Here is a 25,743-nt window from a genome sequence, read left to right as displayed (position 1 = left end):
GCGCCTGCATATGAGCGTATGGATTCATATTTGGCTGCATATTAGGATGCATATTTGGTTTAACATTGGCTTGCATATTTGGAGCCATATTAGGGGCCATATTAGGAGCCATATTGCTGCTGCCCATTACTTTATCTTCTTCGCAGCAGTCAGCAGGAGGGCCGATGAAGGTTCCAGGCTTGATTGGAGCTAAAGCTTCTTTTACCTTAGCTTCATTTAAGCAGTAAGTATGGGCTAATACATTTGCCGGGGTTTTGCTAAGAATATCCGAACCTAAGATAACCTCAGGAATAGGTGCGTCAAAAATCGCGAGCAGATGTGTATTATCGACAGTAGCTATCTCATAATGCCACCAGCCTTGCGGCACATTTGCCACTTGACCCGGACAAATCGGAAAATGCAGAAGTTCATTTGTGAACGGATTGATTAAAGACACTACCGCTGAACCGCAGATACAATATACAAGCTCTGCAGCATTTTGATGATAATGAGGTTCAACCACATTTGATTTGCTAAGAAAAATATCCAGCAGTGATATGTTCTCGAGCGTATTCAATTGTTTAACCGACAGCAAGTTAATGAAGTTGTTGGCATCTTTTTTAAAAAGTGTATTAGTGTTCACATCAAAAGTAAACTCTGTATTGGGGGACGTATAGTCCATGTATGAAGTCACTTTTTTTCCTACCTTTCTGTTGCTATAAATTTTTGCTTTCCCTAAACACAAGATATGCGTTTGCCTATGCCTAGGTGCGGAGATTCACTACTCCTGATAAAAATTCATCTTTCTTTTCTAAACGGGGCATCCTCTAAGTACTACACTCTCACCCCACATAGGAGGCACAGTATGAAATCGATTCGCACAAAAATAGTGTTAGCTTTATGTATCACTGTCTTTACAATTATGGGTTTCCAGCCTATGAATCTCAGCTCCACAGTTGAGGCCGCCAATAACAAAACAGCAGCGAAACAAGCGCCTCTTACATTTGTTCTAGTTCATGGGTCTTGGGCTACTGCTGGTTTTTGGGATCAAACGGCCGCCGCACTTCGCAGCTTAGGGCACACCGTCTATACTCCGGAATATGCCGGACATGGCGGGGACAATAACAATAATGTAACGCATGCGCAAATCACACAGTCTGTTGTCGACTATATCAAGCAAAAAGACTTAAAGGATATCATTCTGCTTGGACATAGCTTTGGTGGTTCGGTGATCCAAACCGTCTCTCAGCAAGTACCGGATCGGATCAAACGTCTGGTATTCTTCGACGCCTTCGTACCGCTGGATGGGCAAAGTGTGGCGGACCAATTTCCAGCTGATTCGCTGAAGTACTTTGAACAGCTGAGAGATACTTCCGGCAATAACACCATAACGCTCCCTTTCCCTCTTTTCCGGGATACATTCGTCAACACCGCCAGTCTTGCGGAAGCGCAAGCTTTTTACAAACAAGCTCCTCCTGAGCCAGCAAGTCCACTTTTCGAAAAGCTTGATCTCAAGAAATTTTACAGTCTCCAGATTCCCAAAAGTTATCTTTATCTAACGGAGGACACCGCGATACCGCAAGGTCCATACGGATTCCATCCTACACAATCCAGTCATTTAGGCGTCTTCCGCTTCATCGAGGGCAAAGGAGATCACATGACCACCGTTCGAACCGAACCCAAAATGCTGGCAGAATTAATGGTGAAGGCGGGAAGAGATTAGTCGCTTAACAGCTGGATAATCTAGGTAGCTGTTGTGGCTTGAGCTGGGGTTTTTGGCGCTGAGCTGGTGATTGAGCTGAGCTGTGTGATGTGAGTTGGGCTATGCGATGCGAGTTGGGCTGATGGCTCCAGTTGTGCTTTGTGATGTAAGCTGAGCTATGTCACTCTGAGATAGCCTTGCCACTTTGAGCTGGCATTGTCACTCTAAATACACTAGAGCTTGGCGGTGATCGGACCGAGGAGCTCTTATTTTCATAATTTCAGCGATTTAGCCATGCTATCGGACTCAGATGCAACTATTCGCCCAAATGTACCCCTATAATGCGTGATTTTAGGGGAATAAGAGCCATACAGTCCGAAACTCTCGCCAGAACGATCATAATGCCAAAATAGCTGCAATACGGTCCGTAACGATGTCTGAAGCGCTGTCTCTTAAGTAATCACCAACGTAGGCTGATCATTTGTGACGCGAGCTGGCATTGTCACCCTGGGCTGAACATTGTCTCTGATGATTTGTGACGCTGAGTTGGCCTTGCCACTTTGAGCTGGCATTGTCACTCTAAATACACTAGAGCTTGGCGGTGATCGGACCGAGGAGCCCTTATTTTCATAATTTCGGCGAATTAGCCATGCTATCGGACTCAGATGCAGCTATTCACCCAAATGTACTCCTATAATGCGTGATTTTAGGGGAAAAAGAGCCATACAGTCCGAAACTCTCGCCAGGACGACCATAATGCCAAAATAGCTGCAATACGGTCCGTAACGATCGTGCAGTGCAGCAAAAATAGCTACAATACGGTCCGTAACGATCTGTGAAGCGAGGTTTCTTAAATAATCACCAACGTAAGCTGATCATTTGTGACGCTGAGTTGGCATTGCCACCCTGGGCTGAACATTGTCACTGATCATTTGTAGAAAAACAGACCACGTGGACTAAACGATTGTGCTTTCGAAACAAAAAAAGAGCAAGCGTATGGGAACCCCCTACTACGCTTGCTCTTTTTCCTATCCATAACCAACCTACTTCCTAGGCAATCCGCCACGCGGCAGCTCGGGGTCCGATGTCACTCCGGTAATCACCCAGCTATTCTTCTCTTGCACAAGTGAGATTGTCAAAAGTATAGAAGGTGCTGGTCCACTTGAAGTCGCAGTATCCAAACGCATTTCTATGACCTCTGAGTTCTTGTTAATTATCGTTTCTTTAGTGACCTCGTAGTTCGTGATCCAAGGGCTGGAGACACCCGTCACCCAGTTTAGTTCGACAAACCGCGGATACATAATCTTTTTGAAATCTTTAGAGAAGATCGAATATTGAATCGAGGCATTCCGATGCTGTAATCCGAACCCGTATAGCTCTGACGCTTGAATTGCAGAAGGTAATATAATGTGCCTAGACTCCGGAGCTGGCTTGGGCATAGCCGATAGCAGTTCTCCATTAACGTGAGTCATAGTAACGGGGGCTGATGCACCCATAGCCATTCCCGGCAGAAGCAACAATCCCGCAATTAGGGCAGTCGCCATTTTCATTTTGCTAATTAGAATCACCTCATTCGTAGCCTGTTCACTACATGTGAATTGAATCTAATTATTCCCCCACCTCACCCATAAATATGTACACCGTTTCCAATTTTCCCAATAATGTATACCTCAATGAATTAAACTGGTAATATAAAATACAATGATACTACACAACCAGCAATTTCATTAGATTTTTATAGGAGTGTTCCCATGAAAAAAATCTTAAACATCTGTCTAGTAGCAGGCCTGCTACTCACTCTATCCGTCGCTACCTTGAATACAGCTAGCGCAGAATCCAAGGCCAAAACCTACAAAAACTGCACGGAGCTAAACAAAGATTACAAAGGTGGAGTAGCCATTTCCAGCTCAACCAAGAACAAAGGCGGCAAAACGAAATACAAACCCTACGTATCGAAAGAACTCTATACTGCCAATAAAAAAAGCGACCGTGACAAAGACGGAATTGCTTGTGAGAAATAGGCTTAGCCTTGCTCCACTATTTGCTTGAGCCTTAGATCCGGCGTGAAAAAGAGTCTGTAGCTCAGTACACTGAGCAGCATACTCGTTATGGCAGCAGAGGCAGTGAACGAGAACACAATTAATATCTGATAACGAACAGCTACTACAGGATCAGCACCCGCGATGATCATTCCGGTCATCATTCCAGGGAGTTGAACAAGCCCAACCGTCTTCATACCGTCGATGGTAGGAATCATGCTGAATTTTACAGATCTTTTTCTAACTTCCTGGATCGCCTGTGGGACCGTTGCGCCAAGAGACAACAACGTTTCAATCTCCCCTTTGCTCTGCTGAATTTCATGCTTGATATGGTTAATGAACAACCCTGAAACCACCATAGCACTGCCAATGGTCATACCGCTAATCGGAATGATATATTGTGGCGTAGCCTCAATGATATGTAAGCTGAGCAGAATGCCCATCATGAGCAGTTCCATAGTAGCAATCGCCAGTCCAATTCTCCAGACTAATCCGCGCAAGCCTTTGCCTCTTTTGGCTGCATTCCATGCGGCTACACTGATCATAAAGAGTATTATCACAATTACATAAATGACCTGATCCGATTTAAAAATAAATTGCAGCACATACCCCACCGCAAGCAATTGAATGGCCGACCGCACTGTGCCTACAATGATATCTTTTTCCAGTCCGAGCTTTTGCCACACGGAGACCAACATTGTCCCTAATACAAACAGAAGCGTGAAACTTAGTGCTGTATAACTCATAACAACGACGCTCCTTCCGAAGGCCGAACGAACCTTTTAGCCAATTCTTCCGCAGATTCAGCAAAAAAAGACTCGCTCACATGCTGTTCCAACCTGCCTTTTCCCATAAACCATGTAGTTGTGCTTATTCTGCTCGCCTGCTTAAGATCATGAGTGACCCAAATCATCGAAGTGCCTTCTTCCTTATGCCAATCCTCTAGTAGCTTCTCAACCATTTGAGTGCTGTTAACATCGAGCGAAGCGGTGATTTCATCGAGCAATAATACCGTAGGTCGGAGCAGCAAGGATCGAATTAAAGAAATCCGCTGCTTTTCACCACCCGAACAATCTGCCGCTTTTTTGCTTAAATCCAAATGCTCCAGCCCCAATTGCCCAATTAGTCGCTGCACTAGTTTAAGATCATAAGGTTTGTCATGCAGTCTGCTGACAGTTCTTAAATTATCCTCCACACTGCCAGACAGCATGACCGCTTGTTGTGCTACAAACCCTATTTTCATCCTCCATAATCTCGCATCCATACTTTTATATGAAGTCCCATTTACCAACATATCTCCCTCATCCGGAGCATCCAAGAGAGCCAGGATTCTAAGGAATGTACTTTTCCCTTGGCCAGAGGCACCAATCAATGCGATGCGGTCCGATTCAGCTATGTCTGCGGAGATCTCCGAGAAAAGATATTTCGAAGTTTGGTCGTTACTTTTCCAATTAAGTTTTGCAAGTCTCTGAATCTCAAAAATACTACTCAATCCCCTACCTCCTAATACCATCCGCTAAAATAGCATACCGTCTAGTATTATAGCATTTCAGCTATAAAAAAGAGAAAGACATCCAGTTTCAGGACGTCTTTCCCTATTCGAACTATTGCTTTTTATTGATTAAAACGGGCCACAACAAACACCGCAGGTGAATTCCAATAGATCGTCACTTCATTCGTAGAATAGCTAAGCTCATGATCGACAAAGCACTGCGCAGCTGGTTTTCCTTGTAAATGCTCAACTACATATTCATCATGCAGCCCACGATCTGGCCCCCCTGACACCAATCCCGGCACCGGATCAGCCACATGGTCACCTACAGAAGGGCGATGATGCGGATTCATCACGGCATGATCCCCAAACCCGGTAACATAGCTGATATCCAGAACGTTACGCCCCATCAGATAATGTAGATGATCTAAGGCACAGTCCGCAAAACCGGAGTCTCCACTAAAATATTCAGCCGCCAGCAGCAGCATTGCATTGTTCATTACTAGCATATTGCTGCCCCAGATATAGTCCTCCTCTTTTAAGGAGATCCTATAGCCCTCCTCACGACTCTGTTCCGCTAATCGTTGCGCCTCAGCAACAAGCCCTTCTTTTAACGAGGCATATAAAGCACGGTCTGCTTGCTCCTCACCATTTAACAGATAAGCAATAGTGCCATAGCCCCCCATATCACCCCAGCCTAAACTGTATTTTGGAAAAGCAAGCTGCACTAGCTGCAGAACAGCTTGATGATATTTCTCTTTCCCTGTCGTACGATACAGCTCCGCCGCTGCCCAATACCGCTCGTCCTTATCGACTCCATCCCCGTATTCTCCAGTGCTAATCTCAGGCGGATTCGTAAAACCGGGTACATCTGGATGCTGTACAACCCATTCCCATGCTGCCCCCGCAGCATCCAGACATTTATGCGCAAAAGCAGCATCAAAAGGCTCGTACACTCTTGCAGCCATAGCCATAACACCAGCAAAATCCCCAGTTGCAGTAGCAGATATTGGTGAGAAGTACAGGTCTGCTGTATCGTCCTCAGGCATAACATCCAGACCAGGAAAGCTTAACGTAGTCAATTTATGGTATACACCACCTGTTGCGGAGTCTTGCATTTTAAACAACCAATCGAGCTCCACCCTGCATTCCAGCAGCACATCTGGCGTAGATCCATCACTTTCAGGCAATGGGATAGCGCTTACAAAAGCCGAGGGATATAATTCATAGGCAAGCAGCATATCCGCGATAGCTTTCGCACCGGGACCGCTATATTTTCCATAATCACCTGCATCATGCCAGCCACCCGAACAGTCTAGTTGAAGATCCGGTTGCCCATATACAATCCCTTTTGCAGTATGGCACGCCTTGTGCTTCCAATCTCCAGCATATTCTTCAGTCAACTCAACGCCACAGCGATAATAATAGAAAGCTTTCAGCAAGCCCTGTTGAAGCTCATGATAAGGCTGATCTGAGATTGTAAAGGATGCCGAAGCTACACCCTCGCTCTGCTCAATCCGATATCTTCCCTCAGTATTGACTTCCGAGAAATCACCTGTGTGCAAAGTTACTCCACTGGCTTTATCAAATCTTCCAGCATCTGAACTACCTTTGAACACAATAGTCCCACTATCAACATCAACTACCTGAAAATCATGCTCAGTACCTGTAAATACTGCGATCTTTTGTCCATCCAGCGGATATCCGATTTGATTCACAGTAATGGTGCGAAGTGTACGCTCGCTCATCTTCATTCTCCTTTTATGTAAAAATGATGAAGCTGAAGTAACCATTCTCTTCTAGTTGAGAATACTCTATTCTAGTTATCTATAGCAATGATGTATACAAGAAAAAACCTAGAGTCACCCGAAAGGAAACGGATAACTCTAGGCGGACAAAACAGTTTATTTGTCGTCAAGCAGTTTAATAAAGTTAGCTGGAAGTGTGAACTGCTTATTATGAACCACTATACGGCGAAGCTCTTCCTCGAAGGAGCTAAGATCATCTTCATCATCGTCTTTGATTTCCTTTATATCCCGGTGCAGACGCTCCATTTGCAGATCAAGGGCATGAGCGGCATCCGCCGCATTTTTAAGTTCACGAGTCATACTCTCAGGTACTGATTTATTATATTTATAAAAGATTTTATGTTCGAGGCTTGCCCAGAAATCCATAGCAATGGTACGAATTTGAACTTCTACACAGACAAGCTCCTGGCGATCGGACATAAAAACAGGGACTTGAATCAGCAAGTGAAGACTCTGATATCCGTTAGGTTTAGGGTTCTTAATATAATCCTTTACCTCAAGGACCGTTAGATCATCCTGCTTCTGAAGCATCTCACTAACATGATAGATATCAGAGATAAAAGAACAGGTGATCCGCAGACCAGCGATGTCTTTAATACAATTTTTCACTGAATCCAGCGATAATTCACCATTTTTGCGCAGCATCTTGTTCATGATACTTTCTGGAGACTTAATACGCGATTTGGTATGTTCAATTGGGCTGTAATCATGCAGAGACTGAAACTCCTGTTTTAGGATCTCAATCTTCGTTTCCATCTCATCCAATGCAAATTTATAAATTAACATGAAACGAGTGATATCGTGCTTAAGCTTCTTAAATTGTTCGATTTGATTCTCGGGGGTCATTATCTCATTTCTCCTCTTGTAGCGTTTCTCTATATTTATCATAGCCAATCCACTAGTGAATTTCAAATTCAGCGGTAATGTAGCCATAATCCAAACCTCACACTTCGTTTGATTACGTACCTTTTGCGCCGCGAATCCACTTGCGAAGTCGCTATAGGACCCAGTTGACCTTATACACAGTATAATCCCATAATCGGGATGCTATCGGACTCCATAATCGCTATTGGCAAAAAAGCACAAAATATGAACCTCTTCATACGAAATAACGTCACTGGAGTCCGAAACCCTGCTCAAACGGAGATAAACCTAAGAACCAAACCCATGATGCCCAAGAAACTAAATTAACCCAAATAACCAAACTAGCCAAAGACCCTCAATATGTTACGGACCGTATTGCAGCTATTTGAGCTTTTTGGTCATTTTTACAGAAGTATCGGACCGTATAGCTCTTATTACCATGTAACAGTGCAGAATCGGTGTGGTTATGAGTAAATAGCTGCAATATAGTCCGATAGCTCGCCTAAAACATTCGAAATGGAGAAATAAGGTCAGCTGAGTCCGATCCATCGGAAAAGTGTGTTCACAAGCATGGGGGATAGTTCAAATCGCGCGAGAACCCAAAGTAACCTAAGTGCAAATAACGCCTTCTGAGTCCGAACCCTCAGCGGTAAAGGTCATGGAGAAACTAATGCCTGATTTCGGTTGGTTTACGTCCAGATTACAGTGTACCCGAGTACCCGATCATTAAACTGAAAGTTTCATTATTCAGTTGAGCTGTTTCCACTTTTGCTCAAGCGTTTGCGGAACATACTCCTTCAAAAGAGTCAAGAGTTCCAACGGCTCGTTGGATACGTTTAGCAGACTTAGATGCGAAGAATTAGAGAAGCCTTCTTGGATACTGTTATGTATCAGATTCATCAGAGGATCAAAATAATTCCTGATATTTAGAACCCCTACCGGCTTCTTGTGTATGCCAATTTGTGACCAGCACAAAACCTCAAAGAGCTCCTCATACGTTCCAAACCCTCCAGGCAAAGCAATAAAGCCATCTGCCAGCTCTCCCATTTTTGCTTTACGGCCATGCATATCCTCTACTTCTATCAACTGCGTTAACTCTCTATGTACCATTTCCCCATTAAATAATCCTCTAGGCATTACCCCGATTACCTCGCCTCCACCATTCAAAACAGCATTAGCGACCTCACCCATTAATCCGATTTTTGAACCACCGTAAATTAAACGATAATTATGCATAGCCATGTAGTTACCAAGTTCAACAGCTTTAGCTTTATAATCCTCATGCACCCCTAAATTCGATCCTGCGAAAACACATATTGATTTCAAAATCTCATCTCCAAACTATATATTGATAATGTCCGCTATCTAATATACTATATGTTGGAGTATAAATCATGTGAAAGATTAAGGAGTGCTACATAATATGGAAATTAATGATGTGCAGAAATGGATTAATCATTTTTATGGAGAACGAGGCTGGACTACTTATGGTCCTTTTATAAGAGTCGGATTCTTAATGGAAGAGACCGGTGAAGTCGCTCGAGCTGTACGCTCCTATGAAATCGGCAGAGATCGACCGGATGAATCGACTCGTACTCCAGAGCAACTGAAAAACGACTTGATTGAGGAAATCGGGGATGTTCTCGGAAATATCGCATTGTTAGCTGACTTATATGGCATCACTTTAGAAGAGGCTTTTACTGCACATAAAGAAAAATTAGTGAAGCGATTTAATTCCTAGGGACGAAGTAATCCTAGAAAAAATAGGACTACAATCGGCAAGACCGAATTGTAGCCCTTCTTTATTTTACTCTTTAAGCCCTGTTAAGCTTTACCGCCTAAAGTATGATTCGAAATGGCTTTGATTATGGTTTCCCAATCATCCGGGTGGACTTCGTGGCCCGTTCCTTCCAGGGTTAGAAGCGACGCATCAGGAATTTCCGCCGCAAGCGCCAAGCCATGCTCTATAGGAAGCACCGTGTCTTCTGTGCCGTGGATAACCAAGGTAGGAACCATGATATTTTTTGCCTTGCCCTCGTAGCCGTCATCCCCTGTAAGAAGAGAATGATTAAACATGCTAAGCAAGTTGTTGGCACGTTTTATTTCCAGCCTTACTTGTTTATACGCTCTTTTCTCATCGAATTTATGTTTTGAACCACAGAGTATGCCGGAACCTGAAACCAAATAATTGGCTACCTCTTCCTCATTAGACCAATCCAGTGTTGCTCCATTTGCATGGAATGCGAGGATCCGCTCATCCATAGGAGGCAAGTTCCGATCATTATCGTCAGATTCGAAAAAACTTGATGCGATCAAGGTTAAGGTTAGAACTTTTTGCGGATGACGTGTAGCAAGGACTTGCGCAATCATTCCGCCTAAGGACATTCCAACGATATTTGCCTGTTCTATATTATAGGCGTCTAGTAACCCAGCAGCATCATTTGCCATGTCCATCACGGTATAATTGGAACTCCCAGGCTCATAAACAACGGAACGTCCGACATCCCGGTTATCATAACGAATAACGTAACGTCCGGTATCTGCTAATCGCTGACAGAACTCTTCATCCCAATAAACCATAGAACAGGTGGCACCCATAATCAGCAATATCGCAGGATTGCTAGGATTTCCAAAACTATCCGAACATATATCAATTCCGTTTACTTTTACTATTTTTTCGCTCATTGTTCATTCCTCATTTCATTCGAATTTTATCAATGAATGCACAGTTAAATAAGACTCAATACATTTTCAAAAAAATGGATGATGTCATCATTGAATTGCACCTCAAATTAACGTAAACGAATGAATTTGATAATCACGATAAGCACTCTCCTATTCCATATTGAAGGGTTTTTAACCCAATTTCGATTATAACACAAAAAAGCTATCCCCTGATTTTACGGATCAGGGAGATAGCCTCCTATTTATCGCCACAAAAATATTCGTTAAATAAATACTTCTTCAACAGTCAAATTACGCTCTTTAGATAAGTCTCTGAACGTAGTCTCATTTATTTTTACCAGAGGTTTGAAAATATCCAACGGATTATTCATAATAATCGTACCTTGCTCACCATTGCTAAGCTGCACGCTCTTACCCACAAAATTCGGCAATAAATGTCCGATTAGAGCTTGTACCGCATTTCCATTCAGCTTGCCAAATCCAAGCTCATGTACCTTGCGCAGAACGTTAATCAGGCCTTGTTTTGGTTGATTCGCTCTTCCTAAGGTCATGCCTACATAAGTATTTGCAACAGCAACAATCTGCGTATACGGGTGCAAGTCCTGTTTACGGAGATTGTTAGGATAACCTGTACCATCCTCGAATTCATGATGCTGAAGCGCCACTAGTGCGGTCTTTTCGTCATTCATCGATTTAAGGATAATGTCGTATCCATACGAAGTATGACGTTTTAGTTCTTCTGATTCTTCGGGAGTTAAGTTATCCGTCTTATTTAAGATATGTGGAGCAACCTGGCTTTTTCCGATATCGTGCAAATAACCGGCTCTACTAATCTCAAATCTTTCGGCTTTTGTATGACCTAACCAAGTCGCTATGTAAAAAGATAACAGTCCGACCTGCAATGAATGGTTGTATGTACTGATATCATCACGTTCCAGCAGCAATAATAAAGAAACGACATCCTTTTGTTCATCCAATTTCTCCAGCAATGGCTGCAGCGTATTATCAACATCTGACTGCGTAAAGCTACCCTTGCTGAGTGCTTCCAGAAATATAGATTCATAGTTTTGGATGGCTTGATCAAAATTACCATCTATCCCTTGTGCCACATTCATTTCTTCATTATCCAGCACCATCATGCGTGGTTCAATATCGACATAATCAATCTGATGCCTCATCAGGATGGTGATTTCTTCTCCGTAGACCACTGTCCCCTTCGGAAGCACGTGTAGGCCAACACTATTGAATGTATCTGTGATTAGACAATCGCCATGTTTGAGATCTGTGACATGAGCTTTCAAAATTCAGCACCCCTTACTATATGTAGGTATATTTTACCTTAAGGATAGCTAAATTCTTCCAAAGTAACAATATGGTTAAAGACTCATTAAAGCACTCGGTTAGTTCAAAAGACCCCCGCGACTTCAGCACCCCTAAATCTATTTTTAGAGATTAAGCCTTACATTTATCCGTCTTACACACTACCTAAAAGGGATTGCTAAATTCAGCGATTACTTTCCCAATCAACTTATCCTTCGACACAAATGGAGTATCCCACAGATGAGCATCATAGCTTATATTCCGGTTATCTCCGAGAAAAAAATAATGATCGGCGGGTACCGTAACCGGTCCAAAAGTGTAATCCATCTGTTCATTGAGGTAAGGTTCGTTAACCTTCGCTCCGTTTCGGTAAAGTGCGCCATCTTTAATTTCCAAGGTATCTCCAGGCAGCCCCATTAGCCTTTTTACATATCTTTTATTCTCATCACCAGCTACAGGTGGCGTAAATACAACAATATCTCCATGCTCCAGTGTGGTCATCCATAACATTTTCTCAACAATTAAGCGATCATTGATTTGAATCGTTGGGATCATAGAGCCCGTTGGAACTCTCATGGCTTCAGCAACATAGGTTCTAACAAACAAAGAAATAACCACTGCGATCACAATACTCGGCAACCATTGCTTCATAAATTTCAACATTATTGCTCACCTCACATTCATTTTATAGAGTCAAACTTTTTTTAGCTGGTTCATATTCAGTTCATATTGTCGTCATGTATAGTTCATCTTCATCGGGTAAGCTTTCTTTAGCAACTCATTAAGATAGCTAGAATAAAGCGATTAGAACAGGAGAAGATGCGATTGAAACCAGAAGAAGAGGTTATTAAAAAAAGGATGAATAAACCGCTGAAAATTATACTTATTTCCTTAGGGGCTTTAGCTACTGCAATAGTACTTTTTCTAGTGACTGTTTTTGTCGCTAATATTTTCCTCAATAAATCGGACCAAGCTAAAATAAAACCCTATGGTCAGTCTGTAAGCGTCGATGGTAAAAATATGAACGTTTTGATTCAAGGAAAGGGTGAAGAGACAGTCGTGCTCTTACCTGGTTATGGAACGGTGGCACCGGGACTTGATTTTAAGCTGTTAATAGATGAACTATCTCCATTTTACAAAGTTGTCGTGATTGAGCCTTTCGGTTATGGATTAAGTGATAGAACTGAAAAAGAGCGAACCACAGAAAACATTGTGAGTGAAATTCATGAAGCTGTAAAGCAGCTTAATATTGACCGTTATATTCTAATGGCACACTCTATTTCCGGTATGTACAGTTTGAATTATGTGAACAAATATCCAAACGAAGTGAGTGCATTTGTCGGGATTGATAATAGTATTGCAACGGAAGACAGAATAGGTGTTAAAATACCAACAGGAAAATTAAAACTACTTAGAGAATCAGGCTTGGGCAGATTGTTATTTAAATCAAGTGGAAATCCCTATGCTGAATTGCCGTTTGATGATGAAACTAAAGAACAATTGAGATTGCTTACGCTTAGAAACACTTATAATTACACTAACTTAAATGAAGTGGAAAATATGTCTTCTAATTATAAAGGGGCTCTAAATTCAACTTTTCCAAAGGATCTCCCCCTTTTGCTCTTTGTTCAAGGGGATGATACTCTCTTAAAAGATTGGATATCATTGCATGAAGAGCAAGTCAAAAATTCCGTACAAGGAAAATTGGTAAAACTTGATGCAGGACATTATCTGCACCATACCAAATCAAAAGAAATCGCTGAAAATTTCAAGACGTTTATGGAAGAAATAAAATAAAAAGCGTTTCTTCTATTCTCCATGCTGCGGTCATCATGTGCAAGTTTCCTTGCATTTCATGACGCAGCATTTTTTTCTTAGTATTTAAATCTCGAACCGCTCAATAATTCGATTCATTTCCCCATCAACATCAATTGAAGTATTCTTAGGAATATGAATGACGAACAAACCGCCAAAGATCAACTCACATTTGCCTTCATTCTCTATAATTCTATGTTTAAAAGCTGCAATGGCCGTTGAATCAACAGCTTCTTTACTAAGCAGCCAAGCGTATCTTTTGAAAGGAGATTTTTGAACAGTCTCTTGGTAATAATAGACTCCATTTTCTTCCTTCACCTGTATAATATCTCCCATTGTAACAGCCGGATTAAAAATCGGTGTCTCTTCAATTCGAAATTTATCTTTGCCAAATGGAGTAACATCGAGGATTTCTATTTCACGGCCATCTGCGTTGAAGCAGATATGGATTCCGGACGATTCTAGCATCGGCACACCTCTATCCTTGTTCAATATCTAATCTTGTTCATTCTAAATAACACAAAACAAAGTAAATACATTAGGCTCGTAATCCCGAACAACCTAAAGATTCCCGGTGTTAATAACATATATAAACTGTAGGGAAAACTCCAGATAAATGCAAGCAGCATTAGCCGACTTCTGTTTAAAAAGACACCTATTGCTAATAACCCCGCCGGTAATAACAACATAATTATACTAATCACAAGAGTGGAGCGATTCGTAATCTCAGCATAAGGATTGATGAATATAAAAATTAGCCATAAAAAAACGGTCATCAAACTGGACACATAACCTATTAGTTTAATGATTGTTAAATTTATGGATGACTCCATCCTATCACCTCAATTCTTTCGCAATAATTCTCTCCAGCCACTTCCATGGAAGCAGCGTTTTGCCTAAGATTAAGATTCGCGTACCTTTGCCGATAGGATAACGTAGCCGTGGTGCCTTCATTTCGGTAATACGACCGATAAGATTAGCCACTTGACTAGGGTCAGGCGCTGTCTCAGCAGTATGTTTGGAATATCGTAGCACAGCGTCAAGACGCGCTTTATACGGAGAATCCTCCTTACGTCGAATTTGCTCCATGCCTTTTCCCCATATCGGTGTTCGGAAGGAGCCCGGTTCAATTAATACCACCCTTATTCCATAAGGGGACATTTCATGACGCAGGCTTTCGCTGAAGCCTTCAACAGCAAATTTAGAAGCTGCATAAGGCGCATAACCTGGAAATCCGGATAATCCACTTACACTTCCCACATTAATAATCGTGCCACTCTGCTGTTCTCGCATAATGGGCAGCACAGCTGTTGTCACAGCCACTAATCCAAAAAAGTTCGTCTCCATTTGCCGCCGCCATTCCTCCATAGATATTTCTTCTATGAAACCGCCAATGGCAAAACCTGCATTATTGACTAGAACATCAATTCTTCCAAATGTTTCGTGTACTGAAGATATTGCTGTCTCTATAGAATCGCTGTCAGTTACATCCATGGTCATTAAATGAAGCTGCTTTAAAATTCCTGCCTGCTCTGCCTGCTGCACCAGCTCGCCTTTACGGCTTAAATCACGCATGGTTGCTATCACCTTAAACCCCTGTCCAGCTAATTTGAGCGCTGTCAGCAGTCCAAATCCACTGGAGGTTCCGGTAATCAGGGCCACTCGATCGTGCCCATACTCTAGATGTGAACTCATATTTACTCCCCTTTGTATTTCACAATTATAAAAACAAGCAAACAAACGTTCTATTGTTCATTGACTATCCATTAATTTCAAGTTATAGTAAGAGCATCTTTTATATTTCTGTGCGGGAGAAGCACCTCGCAAGACAGGCGTCAATGCCTATCTTGGAGGTGCTTTTTTGCGTATATTAACTAATCCATTAAGGAGCTGAGAGGAATGTTTAAGCCAAAAAACACCGTCAGATGTAGAACGAACATTTTCAGAATTAGGGATTTAAAATGGGTGGCTCAATTAGTGCTGGTAGCAGCTTTCTTAACCTGTAACCTCACACTTGTGTCTGCTGCTACTGGCTGGGATTCCGCGCTGGATGACATTAACAGTCTTCATGGTAATTATACCGCGCTTCAAGCCACCCTCAAGACAGATAACTCAAAAATTCAGAAGTTACGCAAACAGAATAATGACGCTCTGAAATCTATTCGTACCGTCATACAGTCAACAGATCAAGCACTGTTAAGCCGCTTATCTTCAGAAGCTAGCTCAGTTCAGAAGAAACATGCCCCCCTTCTGGAACAATACAGCACACTCAGTAAACAGTCTACCGCAGCCAAGAAAGCTAAAGACTTGAAAACAGTCACATTGCTGGACCTGAAGCGTAATAAACTAAAGGCTGCTGTAACCCTCGCCCGAGCCGAAATTAAGACAAAGACAACCGCTTTGGCAGCCGCTCGCAAGCAAACCGCTGCTAAGCTTAAACCCGTCAAAGATGCGTTGGCACCCATCACTGCTTTAAAGAAACAAATAACTGCCGAAAGTAAGAATCTCACTGCCACGCAGAAAGTACGCGCGGAAGCTGACAAACAATATAAAGCAGCTGTTAAGCAAGGAGATGCAGTTAGAGCCGCTACAGAATTGAAATCATCCTATGAGCAAATGAAACGAATTCATTCCATGCAGCAGAATATTTACAGCTGGGAACAGAAGATTTCGCTAGCACTACGAGCAGCAGAATCTAAACTTCCCTAATGATTATGATTCGCCCCCACCGGCTCAAATCAGCTTCACTAACATACTAATTAATTGGGCTGCAGGCACAATTAGGAGCTGAGCAAATATAGTGCCTACAAATCGTGAACCCATCAATACCACATATATTTTTCCTAGCTGATCACGGTATTCTACATTTTCAGTAGCCTTATGGGTAATAAGACCAAGCTGTGGGTCGATAAATATGGTCAGCAGAATAGTCGCCATACCGTTAATCAGTCCGGAAGCTTGAGAAGCAGTCGTGCTATATTGAGGCATTAGATGAGCAGCGTACAAAGATGATATGACACCTACGGTGTAAAAGGCTGTAACAAAAACATTCATCACAATAAAACGTTTAGGAATCCCCAGGTATCTGAAGTTATATAAGTTCACTTTTGGTTTTCTTATGTATTTTCTTGTGTTCTTAAGTTGCCCGATCGTCACACTGGTAAGCAGTTTTGGGATAGAACCTTCGATTTCAAGCTTAGAGATGATTCTCCCAAACAAGCCTACAAAGGTAGGGAACACAGCAATGGCAATTAAAGTCCCTAATGAAGAAGCCAATAATATAATTCTCAAGTAATTAAGAAGTGGAAAATCGGAATGTATTTTGGCATAATCTACGAATTTAGCCGTCAGTGGAGCTTGGATCATATTTGCAGTTCTTGAGACGAGAACAATAATGCCTGTGAGAGATAACGCAATGGCTATCTTGTTCAGCTTCACTCCGGCGTATCGTACCGAATACGATAAGGTTTCTGCCGTGTGAATAATCATCGTAAGCAAGCATACCACAATCAAACTATTTACCATTTAAAGGTTCCTCTCCAATAAACACTATTTATTATTTCGGTGCACCTTTTGGTGAAAGTATTGATCCAATCCATAACAAAGGGCAATGCCCACTAAATATCTAACAAGGTCGATCCACAGGAATCCTTTTCCGAGAATTAGACCACCCAATACTGTAGAACGGATGCTGTTGATCCATTCCGCTTGATACAGCTGGCTAAATTCTATACCGAAGCTAAACACCAAACTCCATACAAAGGCGAGCCTTAGCTTTTGATTTACCAGTAGGACCCGAAACATAAAATAAACCATGCTGCCCCAAAGCGCATCTCCGAAATGTCTAGATACAAACAAAGGCAGCTGATCCGTGAATACTCTAGAGCTTAACCCCAATACAATAACAACGAGGCAGATACAAGTATAAAAAAGTCTTTCTTTCAAATCATTGATCCTCATTTCCAACCTCTATCCAGCTTCTGACTTAAAATTGATGCTTGCGATAATACTAATCATTGCGATATAAAACGGATAAATAATCATGGCTCCTATTATGATCAGTCCTGTTACCGGTGCAGGTTTATCTGCAGGTTCTGTGATTGGGAACCAGGTTGCGAATAAACTAATGAATAGAATCAAATAGGGAAACCATAGGATCGTAGTGAAATACATGGATTTTTTTCCGCTCAAATATTTTTTTGTAAGCCAAATAAATACTATAGAAGATAATAAAAATAAAACAAGCTTGAAGATAAACAGCAAGGTATCTACTTTTCCCAGCTCCAAGCCGGAAATTCTGCTGATTCGATAAATATTCAATGGCAGCTCTATTACAACAAACAACATAAAGGCATAAAGTACGCTTAGTGCATTCAGCTTTATAAAATATTTCATCTGTTCAGCACTTCGGAGTCCCACAGCCGCTCCACATGGGTAAGCTCCAATTCTTCAAATTCCAGCTTATAAATATCCGGCTTGGACGTCTGTTCAAAGAACTCATATCCATACTTCTTATCGAAGTAGTTCAGGATAATGGTCATGATATTCCCATGCGTACCTAATGCGATTTTGCCGCCTTTATGCTGTTGAATTAATTGCTTGATGACAGGAATTGCACGCTCTTGTGCTCCCTGGGTACTCTCTCCATCCGGCATTTTATATTGCTTGTCGCTGAACGATGTCCGAATGCCCTGCAGAAAATCATCTTCACTGATTTCAATCTCGACACTTCCGATTGCTCGTTCTCTGAGTTCTTCATACAGTTCAATCTCTTGGTTCGAAGCTTCTGCCAAATATTTAATTGTCTCTACGGCTCGTCTATATGGGCTGGATACAAAATATGTAATTTCCTCCTCCGTCAAAAGCTCTTTGATTCTATAAGCGTCTGCGTGTCCTTTTTCGGATAATCCCCGTTCCCGCTCATTCCCTAATACAAAAGGTGACACTGCATGTCTAACCATATAAATGTATGTCTTCATGAGGCACTCCTCTCAGTCACTCAAATATCGTTGCAGTCTTCTCTCGGTCTTTTATAAAAATCTCTCTAGGATAAAGAATTGCAATCTCTGGCAGCTCGTTCTCTTTGAAAAATTTAAATTCTTCGATCTCCCCATCTATAGCTCTAAGCGTTCCTCTGATAATAGAGCACTCAAATACAATAACCGTATATTCTACCTGATTGCCATTACTATATTCGTATCTATATTTCGCTCCACCAAAAACACCTAAAATCGACGTAGGATGAACCATCAACCCTGTCTCTTCATATACCTCTCTGCGTAAGGTTCTTCCGGGACGCTCCCCTGGCTCAATCGCTCCCGCAGGCAATCCCCACAAAGATTCTCCTGGCTTGCGGATGAACAGAATCTCATCCTCTTTATTTCTTACTACTGCAGCTACGGAAGGCATCATTAATAATTCTGAGCCCACTTTCCCACGAATCCCTTGATAGTACTCAGACATCGGCATATTGATCATCCATCCTCTCCGTAAATGGGTTTATAATCTTTCTTTTAAAAAGCTGATCACGTTTATTTTCTCACCGTCTGGCTGAACATTACATTGAGATAACTCGACATTAAACCGCTCACCTGTCTCTATTAGTTCAATCGCTTGGCATACATATTCGATCTTCCCGGGACTACTACTCCATGCATCTCTTGTATCATCCTTTACCCAATGAAGCTCTTTACCATTAGAATAGAAATCATGAATTAACCGTCCACTATCCGTGGTTGGCTCAATCAACATCAGGTTATCTCCTTTACCTTCACTAAACCTTTGAACGGTTTCTTTCATCCTGTTTAAATCTTTTTGATCAAAATGTATTAAAATATCATCATGTTTAGACTCATCTGAGCCTGTCTCACCTAGATCGGCCGCCAACACGCCTACAAGCACAGCAATCATAAATAACTGCACAATGATTATCCATGTTCTAAATTTCATAGTTCCCCCTAAATTCTTTCCTTGGACTTCCCAAAAACCCACTATATGTATATTAGACATCACTATGAAGGAATCCTTTAGATTTCACAATATGCATAGCCGTGGACAAAAAAAGCTTCCGAACTCAAAAAATGCTGAGCTCCGGAAGCAGTTACAATGAGGTGAGTCTTAGTGTTTACCTTTTGTGCCAGCAAGCTGTACGATCATAATGACAAGAACGAGCAAAGCAATGAGCTGATCAATACTCATCTGCGTCCGCCTCCTATCCCAAATGAAGGATGGCTCATCGGACGGCATTTCCTCTCCCAAGGACACTGCTTCGTTCCCCTTATACACACTATGTATCCTGCTGCCTATTTATTACTTAAAGAATGCCCTGCCCGTCCATACGTGCGAGTTCCTGCTCGACTTCATCCAGCTGATCTTCGCCAAATACTTTAAACCCATTTTTCCTCAACAGCTCCGTAGTGGTGCCCTCTCCCGTTGCTTTCGTATCCTTAAAGGTTCCATCATAAATATACAGGCTTCCGCATGAAGGACTGTCTTGTTTTAAAATAACTAATGCAACCTGATGTTCCCTAGCCAGCTTTAGTGTGGCTTGAGCCCCCTTCATAAATGGCTCCGTAACATCGACGCCTGCCCCCGTCACTACCCGATCTCCTTGCCGCTGTGCGTCAGGACGAGGGGTTGGCAAACCTCCCACTACCTCTGGACAAATATGGACAAAACGCCCTTCCTCATACCACTTTAGGAATCGGGCATCGAGACACGGAACATCGCCATTATCATAACGTACTTTATGCCCTAACAGACATGCGCTCACTAGAATCTTCCCTGTCATCGTTATCGCCACCAGTCCGTCTAGTATTTAATATATTGCTATATTATTTATGACTAGAAACGGATATGCAATATCGAAATGCCTGTCCACGAAATGTTTGTGCTTGATACACAAAAGAAGACTCGTAGTACACATATAGAAAACCATTATTTCTGATATTGAGGGGTTTTCTCCATCCGATACCGGCTCCAGCAGGTCCATAATAAATCCGCCATAAAGTAGAACCCCACGATCGGAAGCACGAATTTCCAAATAGGCTGAACACCCGAATATAAAAGCTCCATAAGCGGCTGAATTACATACACACTAGCTACTGAAAGCCCCCACCAATATAGAGAAAAACGCAGGCAAATATGCCCTTGCAGTTGATAAGACATTCCTGAGTAATCCCACCATTGCTTATGGAATACCGTTTTTAACAGCCAACCGCTTATAAATTCCACAGCAGAAGGAATGATTAGCGCAAGAAATAGGAAAAGCGGAAGTGGCAGCGTCAAATCTCTAGCAATCAATAGCAATAGTGGAGCAAAGCCGTACATCGGCTTAAATGGACCTTTTAGAAATCCTTCTTTGCGAAAGCTTCCATTACTGTATAGATTATAGGTCCCTTCCAATACCCAACCTAAAAAGGAATAGACCATAAAATAAAAAAAGTATTGGCCCACCACAGTAACTGCTATATCTCCACTTAACGAAAATATAGGAATAATCATGACCTAATCTCGCCTCCCGTTGTCATTATTTTCTTAGTTGTCCATCCGGCCCTATTATGTCTTGATCGTTCTGGAAATATGCGCACAAAAAAAGACATAACCCAAAAGGTTATGCCTCCATTCCAGAATTCCAGGAGTAAAAGTCTCCCACTTGTTACCTCTAATTATTTATGCTCTTCTTCATGAGGTGTCGTCAGCAACTGATCGTCGTTTTGTTTCTTCAGTGCATCCATCTTAAGCTCACTGCGTACGCCAAAGTTTGAACCGTACTTTTTCTCAAAGTTTCCTGCGAGAGCCTCACCACGTTTTTGCCGGTAACGGCTGTTCTCATTCCGACTACGCATTCCATTTCCTCCCTGTTGGCAAAGATCTGTGAAATTTGCGAAAAGCTAAGACGAACTTGGAGAAAACACTCTGATGAGGTTGTACTTTTATTTATTATACAATACTTACTATAATCATCAACAAAAACAGACTGTCCCCTAAAGGACAGCCTGTCTTCCGAATCATTTACTCCAAATTATCCGGAAGCGGATCTGGGTGTGAGGATTCAGCAGGTTTGGCTACCCACTCATCTGCCTCTGGCTCGATGTCTACACCGTTCTCCATCTTCTTAATTTCAGCTAATGAATCGCCTTCTTTATTTTCCTTGTTGCGGATTTCCGCTTCATCTTGTGTGTGATCGGACATGTGAAATCCTCCTCAGGTGCTTTGCTTTTTTTGTTCCTTAGTTATAGTTACCCGATGGAGTGTTTTGCAAACATAGTCCAATTAAAAGAATAATTTAAGGGTACATCATCCACGCTACAAGTGGGCCGATACAAGAGCCAACTACGGCGCAAACAGTCATCGCAACCGAGCTCATCGAAACGGATTGTTCACCATATTCCAAGGCCTTTGCTGTTCCTAGAGCATGTGAAGCGGTTCCTAGACCAATTCCGATTCCAACCTCACTACGAATTCTAAACAGTTTGATGATAAAAGGTCCGCCAATCGCACCTGTAAATCCAGCAATCATAACAAATACAGAGGTTAAAGAAGAGTCCCCACCTAAGCTGTTCGAGATCTGTATCGCTACAGGTGTAGTGATCGATTTAGGTAATAAAGATAAAACATATAATTTAGAGAAGCCTAGACCTGCCGCCAAAAGCAGTCCACTAAACATCCCTATAAGCAGACCTACAATGGCTCCGCCCAGAATTGCCGGGAGATTCTCAATCAACACATTACGTTGTTTATATAATGGGTAGGCTAACGATACTACAGCAGGACCGAGCAGCTGATTAATCCATTTGCCGCCTATCATATATGTATCATACGGAATATGAAAATATAGTAGTAAAGTTACAACAATCACTGTTGCTGTAAGCGCGGGAATAAGTACAGGAATACGAAATCGTCTATATACTACTGACATCATCAAATAAATAGCTACGTTAAGCAGTACAATACCTGTTGCGATAAAAAACATTATATTTCCTTCCCCTTTTCGCTTAGTCTCTTGCCGCTCCATCCCGCTTTCAGCTTGTTGTTTACGCTAGTAAGCCATTGGCTAGAATGTGCAGCTGCGGCAATCGTGAGAACACTGCTAACGATAAGGATTAGGATTAATAGTAAACCTCTACCACTAAAGATATCCATATGATTCACGATCCCAGCTGTCGCTGGAATAAAAAATAACGGAAGATAAGCTAATATCGTTGTAGCACCCTCTTCAATCCACTTCACAGGCACGACCCTGAATAACAATAGAACAAAAAGTAACAGTAATCCTACGATACTCCCGGAAACGGGGAGATGCAGTTGCTTTTGCAGATAGTCCCCAGCCAAGTAGAACAAATATAGCAGGAACACTTGGATAATAATGCGAATGATTTTCATGATGCAGGATCCCTTCATTATTAAGTTAAAGCGATAGCGCTAATATGGAGTCACCTTCATAAGGGTATCAGAGTTTTCATGAAACTTTCAATTAATTTTTGAATCTTATAAGAAATATCGCAAAAAAACCTGCAAAATCCCCAGAATACAGAGACTTTACAGGCTCAAAGATTAAGATTCAATTTCGTTAAACCCACTGAATTACTTGCTCTGCACCTTGACGCGTCTTACCACGTGGTTCATTCAGGCGATATCCAAAAGCTGCCATACAGGAGATTCCAAAATGCTCAGCGTCCAAAATCCCTTCTTCTTCCAGAATCTGCTCAACCTTAGCTTTATCAAAACCTTCCATTGGGCAGGAGTCGATCCCGATTAACGCAGCTGAAGTCAGCATATTCCCAAGCGCCAGATAAGTCTGCCGGCAGCTCCATTCGAACATTGCCCGCTCATTCTCCATCAGTCCGAAATCAACCTTCAAAAACTTATCAAAAACTTTACGTTTTCCTTCCATTCCTTGCGGAGGCAACTCCTGCACATTCTCCATGATCCCTTTAATATAATCGGAGTCAGCAGCCATATCTTTAGGAAGACGTGAGAGAATAAGCACAAAATGGCTTGCGGTTGCCAATTGCTTTTGTGCGCCCCAGGCATAAGGACGTAATTTTTCACGTACTTCCGGACTTTGTACTACCACAAAACGCCAAGGCTCGAATCCGAATGAACTTGGTGACAATCGTCCAGTTTCCAGAATAAATTGAAAGTCCGATTCACTAATTTTTTTATGGCTATCGAATTCTTTAGTTGCATGTCTGAACTGATATGCAGACAGGATTTCATTCTTGTTTAACGATAAAGTATCCATGAGTAACACTCCCTTTACTTGATTAGCATCGACGAGCATTTGACTGTTTGCCGATCACATGCTTAATATTAGTGTATATATCACTTCTTTAAAAGTACGCACAATAATGTTATGTAGTATACAAAATGATACCATGGGAGTTGAACAGCTATGCGTGACCGAAAAGGTGGCTTCGGAAATTTCCCGGAAAGCAACAAAGAAGCTTGCCCTGTAGAATTCACACTGGACGTTATAGGAGGCAAATGGAAAGGAATTCTCATCTATCACTTGATTGATGGCACGAAACGTTTTAACGAATTCCGCCGGATCTGCCCGGGCATTACCCAACGTATGCTGACCCTGCAACTAAGAGAGTTGGAAGAGGATGGGGTTGTACACCGTGAGGTCTACCATCAGGTTCCCCCAAAAGTCGAATACTCTTTAACTGAATTCGGCAAGACACTGATTCCTATTATTAAACTCATGAAAGATTGGGGCGAGGTGTACAAAACAAAACAGCTTTCCGCAGAAAGCTGTCCTGAAGGTACAGATATTACGGTGTAGCTCAATGCTGCACCTTTTATTTTTCCCCATTAAAAAACGCTGCAGCTTTTTCCTTATGTTCGTTGGTTACCTGACCGGATATCGCTTTAATGCCTGCTGCGATAATCGCTGCATCATCTGTAAATCCAAGGCCTAGAATCGCATCGGGTATAGCATCTATAGGAGAAATAAAATAAGCCAATGCACCGAAAGCAATTCCTTTCGCCCATAAAGGTGTTTTAGCGTCGACGGCACAATAATACATTGCGATAGCATCTTTAGTAAATGGAATTTTGCCTGCGAACTTTTTAGTTTTCGTCCAAAAATTTTGCGTTACCATTTCCTCATTTTCTTTGCTATATGGAAATTCCTCTGCAGTGAGCTCCATGCTATTCTTGACCTTATCCTTCTTCATTGCCGGTTCCCTCCGAAAGGTTCATATGACGTACATACCTAAAGTATTCCCTCAATTGAGGTTTATATCTTTAAGATAAACTAAAGTCCGTATCCTGAACCTACTTACGATTAATTGATCGCTTTGATTTTCGTTAAATCGCTGCTGCATAACACTTCAAGATTCTTAAAGATTCGCTCAGCATCCCAATCCCACCACTTCAGCGCTTCAAGATATTCGATCATTTCATCATCAAAACGTTGTCTGATCACTTTGCAGGGATTTCCTCCAGCTACACTATACGCCGGAATATCCTTTACAACTGTAGAATTGGCTGCGATAACTGCTCCGTTTCCAATATGCACACCTGGCATAACCGTAACATTTTGTCCAATCCAAACATCGTTTCCGATGACTGTATCACCTTTTAGCGGCAGATCTTTTAAATCCGGGACCGCCTGTTCCCAGCCATGGGCCATGATATTAAACGGATAGGTCGAAACCGAATTCATCCGGTGGTTGGCACCATTCATGACAAATTCAATGCCTTTGGCAATCGCGCAGAATTTTCCAATAATAAGCTTATCGCCAATAAAATCATAATGATGAGTCACACGTTCCTCAAACTTCTCTGCACCGTTTATATCATCATAATAGGTATAATCGCCAACAATGATATTGTCTCTTGTAATCGCATTTTTTATATAGCAGATACTTTTAATTTGTTCATTGGGATAGAGCGTATTCGGGTTCGGTCCATATTGTTTCATAGTTTGCGCCTCGCTCTCTTTTGGATAAAACATAGCAGAGATCAGAGCTGAATTCAAATCATGTACGATTCATAAACATAAAAAAGCGGCTACCTGCCGGTAACCGC

Annotated in this window: 33 protein-coding genes and 1 pseudogene; 6 read left to right on the top strand and 28 right to left on the bottom strand. The window is 42.0% G+C overall.

The features are described 5' to 3' along the window. Positions 1–85: 85 nt before the first annotated feature. A pseudogene (locus MHB56_RS25545) lies at positions 86–673 on the bottom strand (cupin domain-containing protein); the annotation flags it as partial. Between the two features lie 171 nt (positions 674–844). Here MHB56_RS25545 and MHB56_RS25540 point away from each other — a divergent pair. Next, positions 845–1,702 (top strand): alpha/beta hydrolase, encoded by an 858-nt coding sequence (locus MHB56_RS25540; protein WP_341144157.1) that lies wholly within the window; start codon positions 845–847, stop codon positions 1,700–1,702. A 1,022-nt stretch (positions 1,703–2,724) separates the two neighbouring features. Here MHB56_RS25540 and MHB56_RS25535 read toward each other — a convergent pair. Next, positions 2,725–3,231, bottom strand: a complete 507-nt coding sequence (locus MHB56_RS25535) for a hypothetical protein (RefSeq protein WP_339173344.1) — start codon at positions 3,229–3,231, stop codon at positions 2,725–2,727. Between the two features lie 201 nt (positions 3,232–3,432). Here MHB56_RS25535 and MHB56_RS25530 point away from each other — a divergent pair, with 201 nt between their 5' ends. Then, positions 3,433–3,702 (top strand): excalibur calcium-binding domain-containing protein, encoded by a 270-nt coding sequence (locus tag MHB56_RS25530; protein ID WP_036689812.1) that lies wholly within the window; start codon positions 3,433–3,435, stop codon positions 3,700–3,702. 2 nt (positions 3,703–3,704) lie between these two features. Here MHB56_RS25530 and MHB56_RS25525 read toward each other — a convergent pair whose 3' ends face one another. The 5 genes from MHB56_RS25525 to MHB56_RS25505 form a co-directional block, all read right to left on the bottom strand. Then, positions 3,705–4,466: an ABC transporter permease gene (locus MHB56_RS25525; RefSeq protein ID WP_076280315.1), complete on the bottom strand. Its 762-nt coding sequence runs from the start codon at positions 4,464–4,466 to the stop codon at positions 3,705–3,707. After that, a complete protein-coding gene (locus MHB56_RS25520) occupies positions 4,463–5,212 on the bottom strand; it encodes an ABC transporter ATP-binding protein (RefSeq protein ID WP_341144156.1) in 750 nt (249 codons plus the stop codon). The genes MHB56_RS25525 and MHB56_RS25520 overlap by 4 nt, the downstream gene beginning before the upstream one ends. A gap of 122 nt (positions 5,213–5,334) precedes the next feature. Continuing rightward, complete coding sequence (locus MHB56_RS25515) at positions 5,335–6,960, bottom strand: glycoside hydrolase family 9 protein (RefSeq protein ID WP_341144155.1); 1,626 nt, start codon at positions 6,958–6,960, stop codon at positions 5,335–5,337. Between the two features lie 156 nt (positions 6,961–7,116). Then, complete coding sequence (locus MHB56_RS25510; protein WP_076130330.1) at positions 7,117–7,866, bottom strand: GTP pyrophosphokinase; 750 nt, start codon at positions 7,864–7,866, stop codon at positions 7,117–7,119. Positions 7,867–8,631: 765 nt separating this feature from the next. Continuing rightward, a complete protein-coding gene (locus MHB56_RS25505) occupies positions 8,632–9,210 on the bottom strand; it encodes an LOG family protein (protein ID WP_076193859.1) in 579 nt (192 codons plus the stop codon). A gap of 97 nt (positions 9,211–9,307) precedes the next feature. Between MHB56_RS25505 and MHB56_RS25500 the strand changes: the two genes are divergently transcribed. Continuing rightward, positions 9,308–9,625, top strand: coding sequence for a MazG nucleotide pyrophosphohydrolase domain-containing protein (locus tag MHB56_RS25500; RefSeq protein ID WP_076130332.1), 318 nt, complete (start codon positions 9,308–9,310; stop codon positions 9,623–9,625). Positions 9,626–9,708: 83 nt separating this feature from the next. Here MHB56_RS25500 and MHB56_RS25495 read toward each other — a convergent pair whose 3' ends face one another. The 3 genes from MHB56_RS25495 to lepB form a co-directional block, all read right to left on the bottom strand. Next, on the bottom strand, positions 9,709–10,569 hold the full coding sequence (locus tag MHB56_RS25495) for an alpha/beta fold hydrolase (RefSeq protein WP_076187007.1): 861 nt from the start codon (positions 10,567–10,569) through the stop codon (positions 9,709–9,711). Between the two features lie 263 nt (positions 10,570–10,832). Next, positions 10,833–11,870, bottom strand: coding sequence for an HD-GYP domain-containing protein (locus MHB56_RS25490; RefSeq protein ID WP_340397938.1), 1,038 nt, complete (start codon positions 11,868–11,870; stop codon positions 10,833–10,835). 184 nt (positions 11,871–12,054) lie between these two features. Then, positions 12,055–12,552, bottom strand: a complete 498-nt coding sequence (gene lepB / locus MHB56_RS25485) for a signal peptidase I (protein ID WP_076130335.1) — start codon at positions 12,550–12,552, stop codon at positions 12,055–12,057. Positions 12,553–12,708: 156 nt separating this feature from the next. Here lepB and MHB56_RS25480 point away from each other — a divergent pair, with 156 nt between their 5' ends. After that, positions 12,709–13,686 carry an alpha/beta hydrolase gene (locus MHB56_RS25480; RefSeq protein WP_076130336.1) on the top strand — a complete coding sequence of 326 codons (978 nt, stop codon included), beginning with the start codon at positions 12,709–12,711 and terminating at the stop codon, positions 13,684–13,686. 84 nt (positions 13,687–13,770) lie between these two features. Here the strand turns inward: MHB56_RS25480 and MHB56_RS25475 are convergent, their stop codons facing one another. Together MHB56_RS25475 and MHB56_RS25470 are read right to left on the bottom strand one after the other, a co-directional pair. Then, positions 13,771–14,172: a DUF4265 domain-containing protein gene (locus tag MHB56_RS25475; protein WP_076130337.1), complete on the bottom strand. Its 402-nt coding sequence runs from the start codon at positions 14,170–14,172 to the stop codon at positions 13,771–13,773. Between the two features lie 369 nt (positions 14,173–14,541). Continuing rightward, the gene (locus MHB56_RS25470) at positions 14,542–15,399 is read right to left on the bottom strand and encodes an SDR family oxidoreductase (protein WP_076130339.1); all 858 of its coding nucleotides are present in this window, start codon (positions 15,397–15,399) and stop codon (positions 14,542–14,544) included. Positions 15,400–15,603: 204 nt separating this feature from the next. On the opposite strand from MHB56_RS25470, the gene MHB56_RS25465 reads away from it, so the two are divergent. Continuing rightward, a complete protein-coding gene (locus MHB56_RS25465) occupies positions 15,604–16,413 on the top strand; it encodes a hypothetical protein (RefSeq protein WP_143762462.1) in 810 nt (269 codons plus the stop codon). A gap of 24 nt (positions 16,414–16,437) precedes the next feature. On the opposite strand, the gene MHB56_RS25460 is transcribed toward MHB56_RS25465, so the two are convergent. From MHB56_RS25460 to MHB56_RS25395, 14 genes are all read right to left on the bottom strand, one after another. Continuing rightward, positions 16,438–17,229 carry a lipid II flippase Amj family protein gene (locus MHB56_RS25460; RefSeq protein WP_036689792.1) on the bottom strand — a complete coding sequence of 264 codons (792 nt, stop codon included), beginning with the start codon at positions 17,227–17,229 and terminating at the stop codon, positions 16,438–16,440. Positions 17,230–17,253: 24 nt separating this feature from the next. Then, complete coding sequence (locus tag MHB56_RS25455) at positions 17,254–17,649, bottom strand: ribosomal maturation YjgA family protein (RefSeq protein ID WP_248548018.1); 396 nt, start codon at positions 17,647–17,649, stop codon at positions 17,254–17,256. Between the two features lie 24 nt (positions 17,650–17,673). After that, positions 17,674–18,099: a hypothetical protein gene (locus MHB56_RS25450; RefSeq protein WP_076130341.1), complete on the bottom strand. Its 426-nt coding sequence runs from the start codon at positions 18,097–18,099 to the stop codon at positions 17,674–17,676. Continuing rightward, entirely contained in the window at positions 18,096–18,683 is a 588-nt protein-coding gene (locus MHB56_RS25445; RefSeq protein WP_248548017.1) for a histidine phosphatase family protein, read from the bottom strand. Before MHB56_RS25445 ends, MHB56_RS25450 begins: the two co-directional genes overlap by 4 nt. A gap of 16 nt (positions 18,684–18,699) precedes the next feature. Continuing rightward, positions 18,700–19,173 carry an NUDIX domain-containing protein gene (locus MHB56_RS25440; protein WP_341144391.1) on the bottom strand — a complete coding sequence of 158 codons (474 nt, stop codon included), beginning with the start codon at positions 19,171–19,173 and terminating at the stop codon, positions 18,700–18,702. Positions 19,174–19,203: 30 nt separating this feature from the next. Beyond that, positions 19,204–19,653 carry a DUF4362 domain-containing protein gene (locus MHB56_RS25435; RefSeq protein ID WP_076130343.1) on the bottom strand — a complete coding sequence of 150 codons (450 nt, stop codon included), beginning with the start codon at positions 19,651–19,653 and terminating at the stop codon, positions 19,204–19,206. A gap of 168 nt (positions 19,654–19,821) precedes the next feature. Then, positions 19,822–19,968: a hypothetical protein gene (locus tag MHB56_RS25430; protein ID WP_155288116.1), complete on the bottom strand. Its 147-nt coding sequence runs from the start codon at positions 19,966–19,968 to the stop codon at positions 19,822–19,824. Between the two features lie 49 nt (positions 19,969–20,017). Beyond that, entirely contained in the window at positions 20,018–20,494 is a 477-nt protein-coding gene (locus MHB56_RS25425; protein ID WP_341144154.1) for a DUF523 domain-containing protein, read from the bottom strand. 146 nt (positions 20,495–20,640) lie between these two features. Beyond that, entirely contained in the window at positions 20,641–21,207 is a 567-nt protein-coding gene (locus MHB56_RS25420) for a putative ABC transporter permease (protein WP_036689784.1), read from the bottom strand. A gap of 164 nt (positions 21,208–21,371) precedes the next feature. Beyond that, positions 21,372–21,551, bottom strand: a complete 180-nt coding sequence (locus tag MHB56_RS25415; protein WP_038570027.1) for a hypothetical protein — start codon at positions 21,549–21,551, stop codon at positions 21,372–21,374. Between the two features lie 166 nt (positions 21,552–21,717). Next, positions 21,718–21,897: a hypothetical protein gene (locus MHB56_RS25410; protein ID WP_036689781.1), complete on the bottom strand. Its 180-nt coding sequence runs from the start codon at positions 21,895–21,897 to the stop codon at positions 21,718–21,720. Between the two features lie 94 nt (positions 21,898–21,991). Next, a complete protein-coding gene (locus tag MHB56_RS25405; protein WP_076130346.1) occupies positions 21,992–22,678 on the bottom strand; it encodes an LrgB family protein in 687 nt (228 codons plus the stop codon). After that, a complete protein-coding gene (locus MHB56_RS25400) occupies positions 22,678–23,088 on the bottom strand; it encodes a CidA/LrgA family holin-like protein (RefSeq protein WP_036689778.1) in 411 nt (136 codons plus the stop codon). Before MHB56_RS25400 ends, MHB56_RS25405 begins: the two co-directional genes overlap by 1 nt. 187 nt (positions 23,089–23,275) lie before the next feature. Further along, positions 23,276–23,950 carry an NAD(P)H-dependent oxidoreductase gene (locus MHB56_RS25395; protein WP_076130347.1) on the bottom strand — a complete coding sequence of 225 codons (675 nt, stop codon included), beginning with the start codon at positions 23,948–23,950 and terminating at the stop codon, positions 23,276–23,278. A gap of 150 nt (positions 23,951–24,100) precedes the next feature. On the opposite strand from MHB56_RS25395, the gene MHB56_RS25390 reads away from it, so the two are divergent. Further along, positions 24,101–24,493, top strand: a complete 393-nt coding sequence (locus MHB56_RS25390) for a winged helix-turn-helix transcriptional regulator (RefSeq protein WP_076130348.1) — start codon at positions 24,101–24,103, stop codon at positions 24,491–24,493. Positions 24,494–24,509: 16 nt separating this feature from the next. On the opposite strand, the gene MHB56_RS25385 is transcribed toward MHB56_RS25390, so the two are convergent. Together MHB56_RS25385 and MHB56_RS25380 are read right to left on the bottom strand one after the other, a co-directional pair. Next, positions 24,510–24,887: a YkvA family protein gene (locus tag MHB56_RS25385; protein WP_081383451.1), complete on the bottom strand. Its 378-nt coding sequence runs from the start codon at positions 24,885–24,887 to the stop codon at positions 24,510–24,512. Positions 24,888–24,997: 110 nt separating this feature from the next. Continuing rightward, the gene (locus MHB56_RS25380; protein ID WP_076130349.1) at positions 24,998–25,636 is read right to left on the bottom strand and encodes a Vat family streptogramin A O-acetyltransferase; all 639 of its coding nucleotides are present in this window, start codon (positions 25,634–25,636) and stop codon (positions 24,998–25,000) included. Between the last annotated feature and the right edge of the window lie 107 nt (positions 25,637–25,743).

The sequence above is a fragment of the Paenibacillus sp. FSL H8-0315 genome (assembly GCF_038005365.1).
GTDB classification, from domain to species: domain Bacteria; phylum Bacillota; class Bacilli; order Paenibacillales; family Paenibacillaceae; genus Paenibacillus_AQ; species Paenibacillus_AQ odorifer.
Note: the sequence above shows the minus strand (reverse complement) of the source record. Positions and strands in the feature narration are given on the sequence as shown.

Bases quoted from the DNA above. Each gene is read 5' to 3' on its own strand.
- MHB56_RS25540 (WP_341144157.1), top strand. From the start codon at position 845: ATGAAATCGATTCGCACAAAAATAGTGTTAGCTTTATGTATCACTGTC.
- MHB56_RS25535 (WP_339173344.1), bottom strand. From the start codon at position 3,231: ATGAAAATGGCGACTGCCCTAATTGCGGGATTGTTGCTTCTGCCGGGA.
- MHB56_RS25530 (WP_036689812.1), top strand. From the start codon at position 3,433: ATGAAAAAAATCTTAAACATCTGTCTAGTAGCAGGCCTGCTACTCACT.
- MHB56_RS25525 (WP_076280315.1), bottom strand. From the start codon at position 4,466: ATGAGTTATACAGCACTAAGTTTCACGCTTCTGTTTGTATTAGGGACA.
- MHB56_RS25515 (WP_341144155.1), bottom strand. From the start codon at position 6,960: ATGAGCGAGCGTACACTTCGCACCATTACTGTGAATCAAATCGGATAT.
- MHB56_RS25510 (WP_076130330.1), bottom strand. From the start codon at position 7,866: ATGACCCCCGAGAATCAAATCGAACAATTTAAGAAGCTTAAGCACGAT.
- MHB56_RS25500 (WP_076130332.1), top strand. From the start codon at position 9,308: ATGGAAATTAATGATGTGCAGAAATGGATTAATCATTTTTATGGAGAA.
- MHB56_RS25495 (WP_076187007.1), bottom strand. From the start codon at position 10,569: ATGAGCGAAAAAATAGTAAAAGTAAACGGAATTGATATATGTTCGGAT.
- lepB (WP_076130335.1), bottom strand. From the start codon at position 12,552: ATGTTGAAATTTATGAAGCAATGGTTGCCGAGTATTGTGATCGCAGTG.
- MHB56_RS25480 (WP_076130336.1), top strand. From the start codon at position 12,709: ATGCGATTGAAACCAGAAGAAGAGGTTATTAAAAAAAGGATGAATAAA.
- MHB56_RS25475 (WP_076130337.1), bottom strand. From the start codon at position 14,172: ATGCTAGAATCGTCCGGAATCCATATCTGCTTCAACGCAGATGGCCGT.
- MHB56_RS25470 (WP_076130339.1), bottom strand. From the start codon at position 15,399: ATGAGTTCACATCTAGAGTATGGGCACGATCGAGTGGCCCTGATTACC.
- MHB56_RS25465 (WP_143762462.1), top strand. From the start codon at position 15,604: ATGTTTAAGCCAAAAAACACCGTCAGATGTAGAACGAACATTTTCAGA.
- MHB56_RS25460 (WP_036689792.1), bottom strand. From the start codon at position 17,229: ATGGTAAATAGTTTGATTGTGGTATGCTTGCTTACGATGATTATTCAC.
- MHB56_RS25450 (WP_076130341.1), bottom strand. From the start codon at position 18,099: ATGAAATATTTTATAAAGCTGAATGCACTAAGCGTACTTTATGCCTTT.
- MHB56_RS25445 (WP_248548017.1), bottom strand. From the start codon at position 18,683: ATGAAGACATACATTTATATGGTTAGACATGCAGTGTCACCTTTTGTA.
- MHB56_RS25440 (WP_341144391.1), bottom strand. From the start codon at position 19,173: ATGCCGATGTCTGAGTACTATCAAGGGATTCGTGGGAAAGTGGGCTCA.
- MHB56_RS25435 (WP_076130343.1), bottom strand. From the start codon at position 19,653: ATGAAATTTAGAACATGGATAATCATTGTGCAGTTATTTATGATTGCT.
- MHB56_RS25425 (WP_341144154.1), bottom strand. From the start codon at position 20,494: ATGACAGGGAAGATTCTAGTGAGCGCATGTCTGTTAGGGCATAAAGTA.
- MHB56_RS25420 (WP_036689784.1), bottom strand. From the start codon at position 21,207: ATGATTATTCCTATATTTTCGTTAAGTGGAGATATAGCAGTTACTGTG.
- MHB56_RS25415 (WP_038570027.1), bottom strand. From the start codon at position 21,551: ATGCGTAGTCGGAATGAGAACAGCCGTTACCGGCAAAAACGTGGTGAG.
- MHB56_RS25410 (WP_036689781.1), bottom strand. From the start codon at position 21,897: ATGTCCGATCACACACAAGATGAAGCGGAAATCCGCAACAAGGAAAAT.
- MHB56_RS25405 (WP_076130346.1), bottom strand. From the start codon at position 22,678: ATGTTTTTTATCGCAACAGGTATTGTACTGCTTAACGTAGCTATTTAT.
- MHB56_RS25400 (WP_036689778.1), bottom strand. From the start codon at position 23,088: ATGAAAATCATTCGCATTATTATCCAAGTGTTCCTGCTATATTTGTTC.
- MHB56_RS25395 (WP_076130347.1), bottom strand. From the start codon at position 23,950: ATGGATACTTTATCGTTAAACAAGAATGAAATCCTGTCTGCATATCAG.
- MHB56_RS25390 (WP_076130348.1), top strand. From the start codon at position 24,101: ATGCGTGACCGAAAAGGTGGCTTCGGAAATTTCCCGGAAAGCAACAAA.
- MHB56_RS25385 (WP_081383451.1), bottom strand. From the start codon at position 24,887: ATGAAGAAGGATAAGGTCAAGAATAGCATGGAGCTCACTGCAGAGGAA.
- MHB56_RS25380 (WP_076130349.1), bottom strand. From the start codon at position 25,636: ATGAAACAATATGGACCGAACCCGAATACGCTCTATCCCAATGAACAA.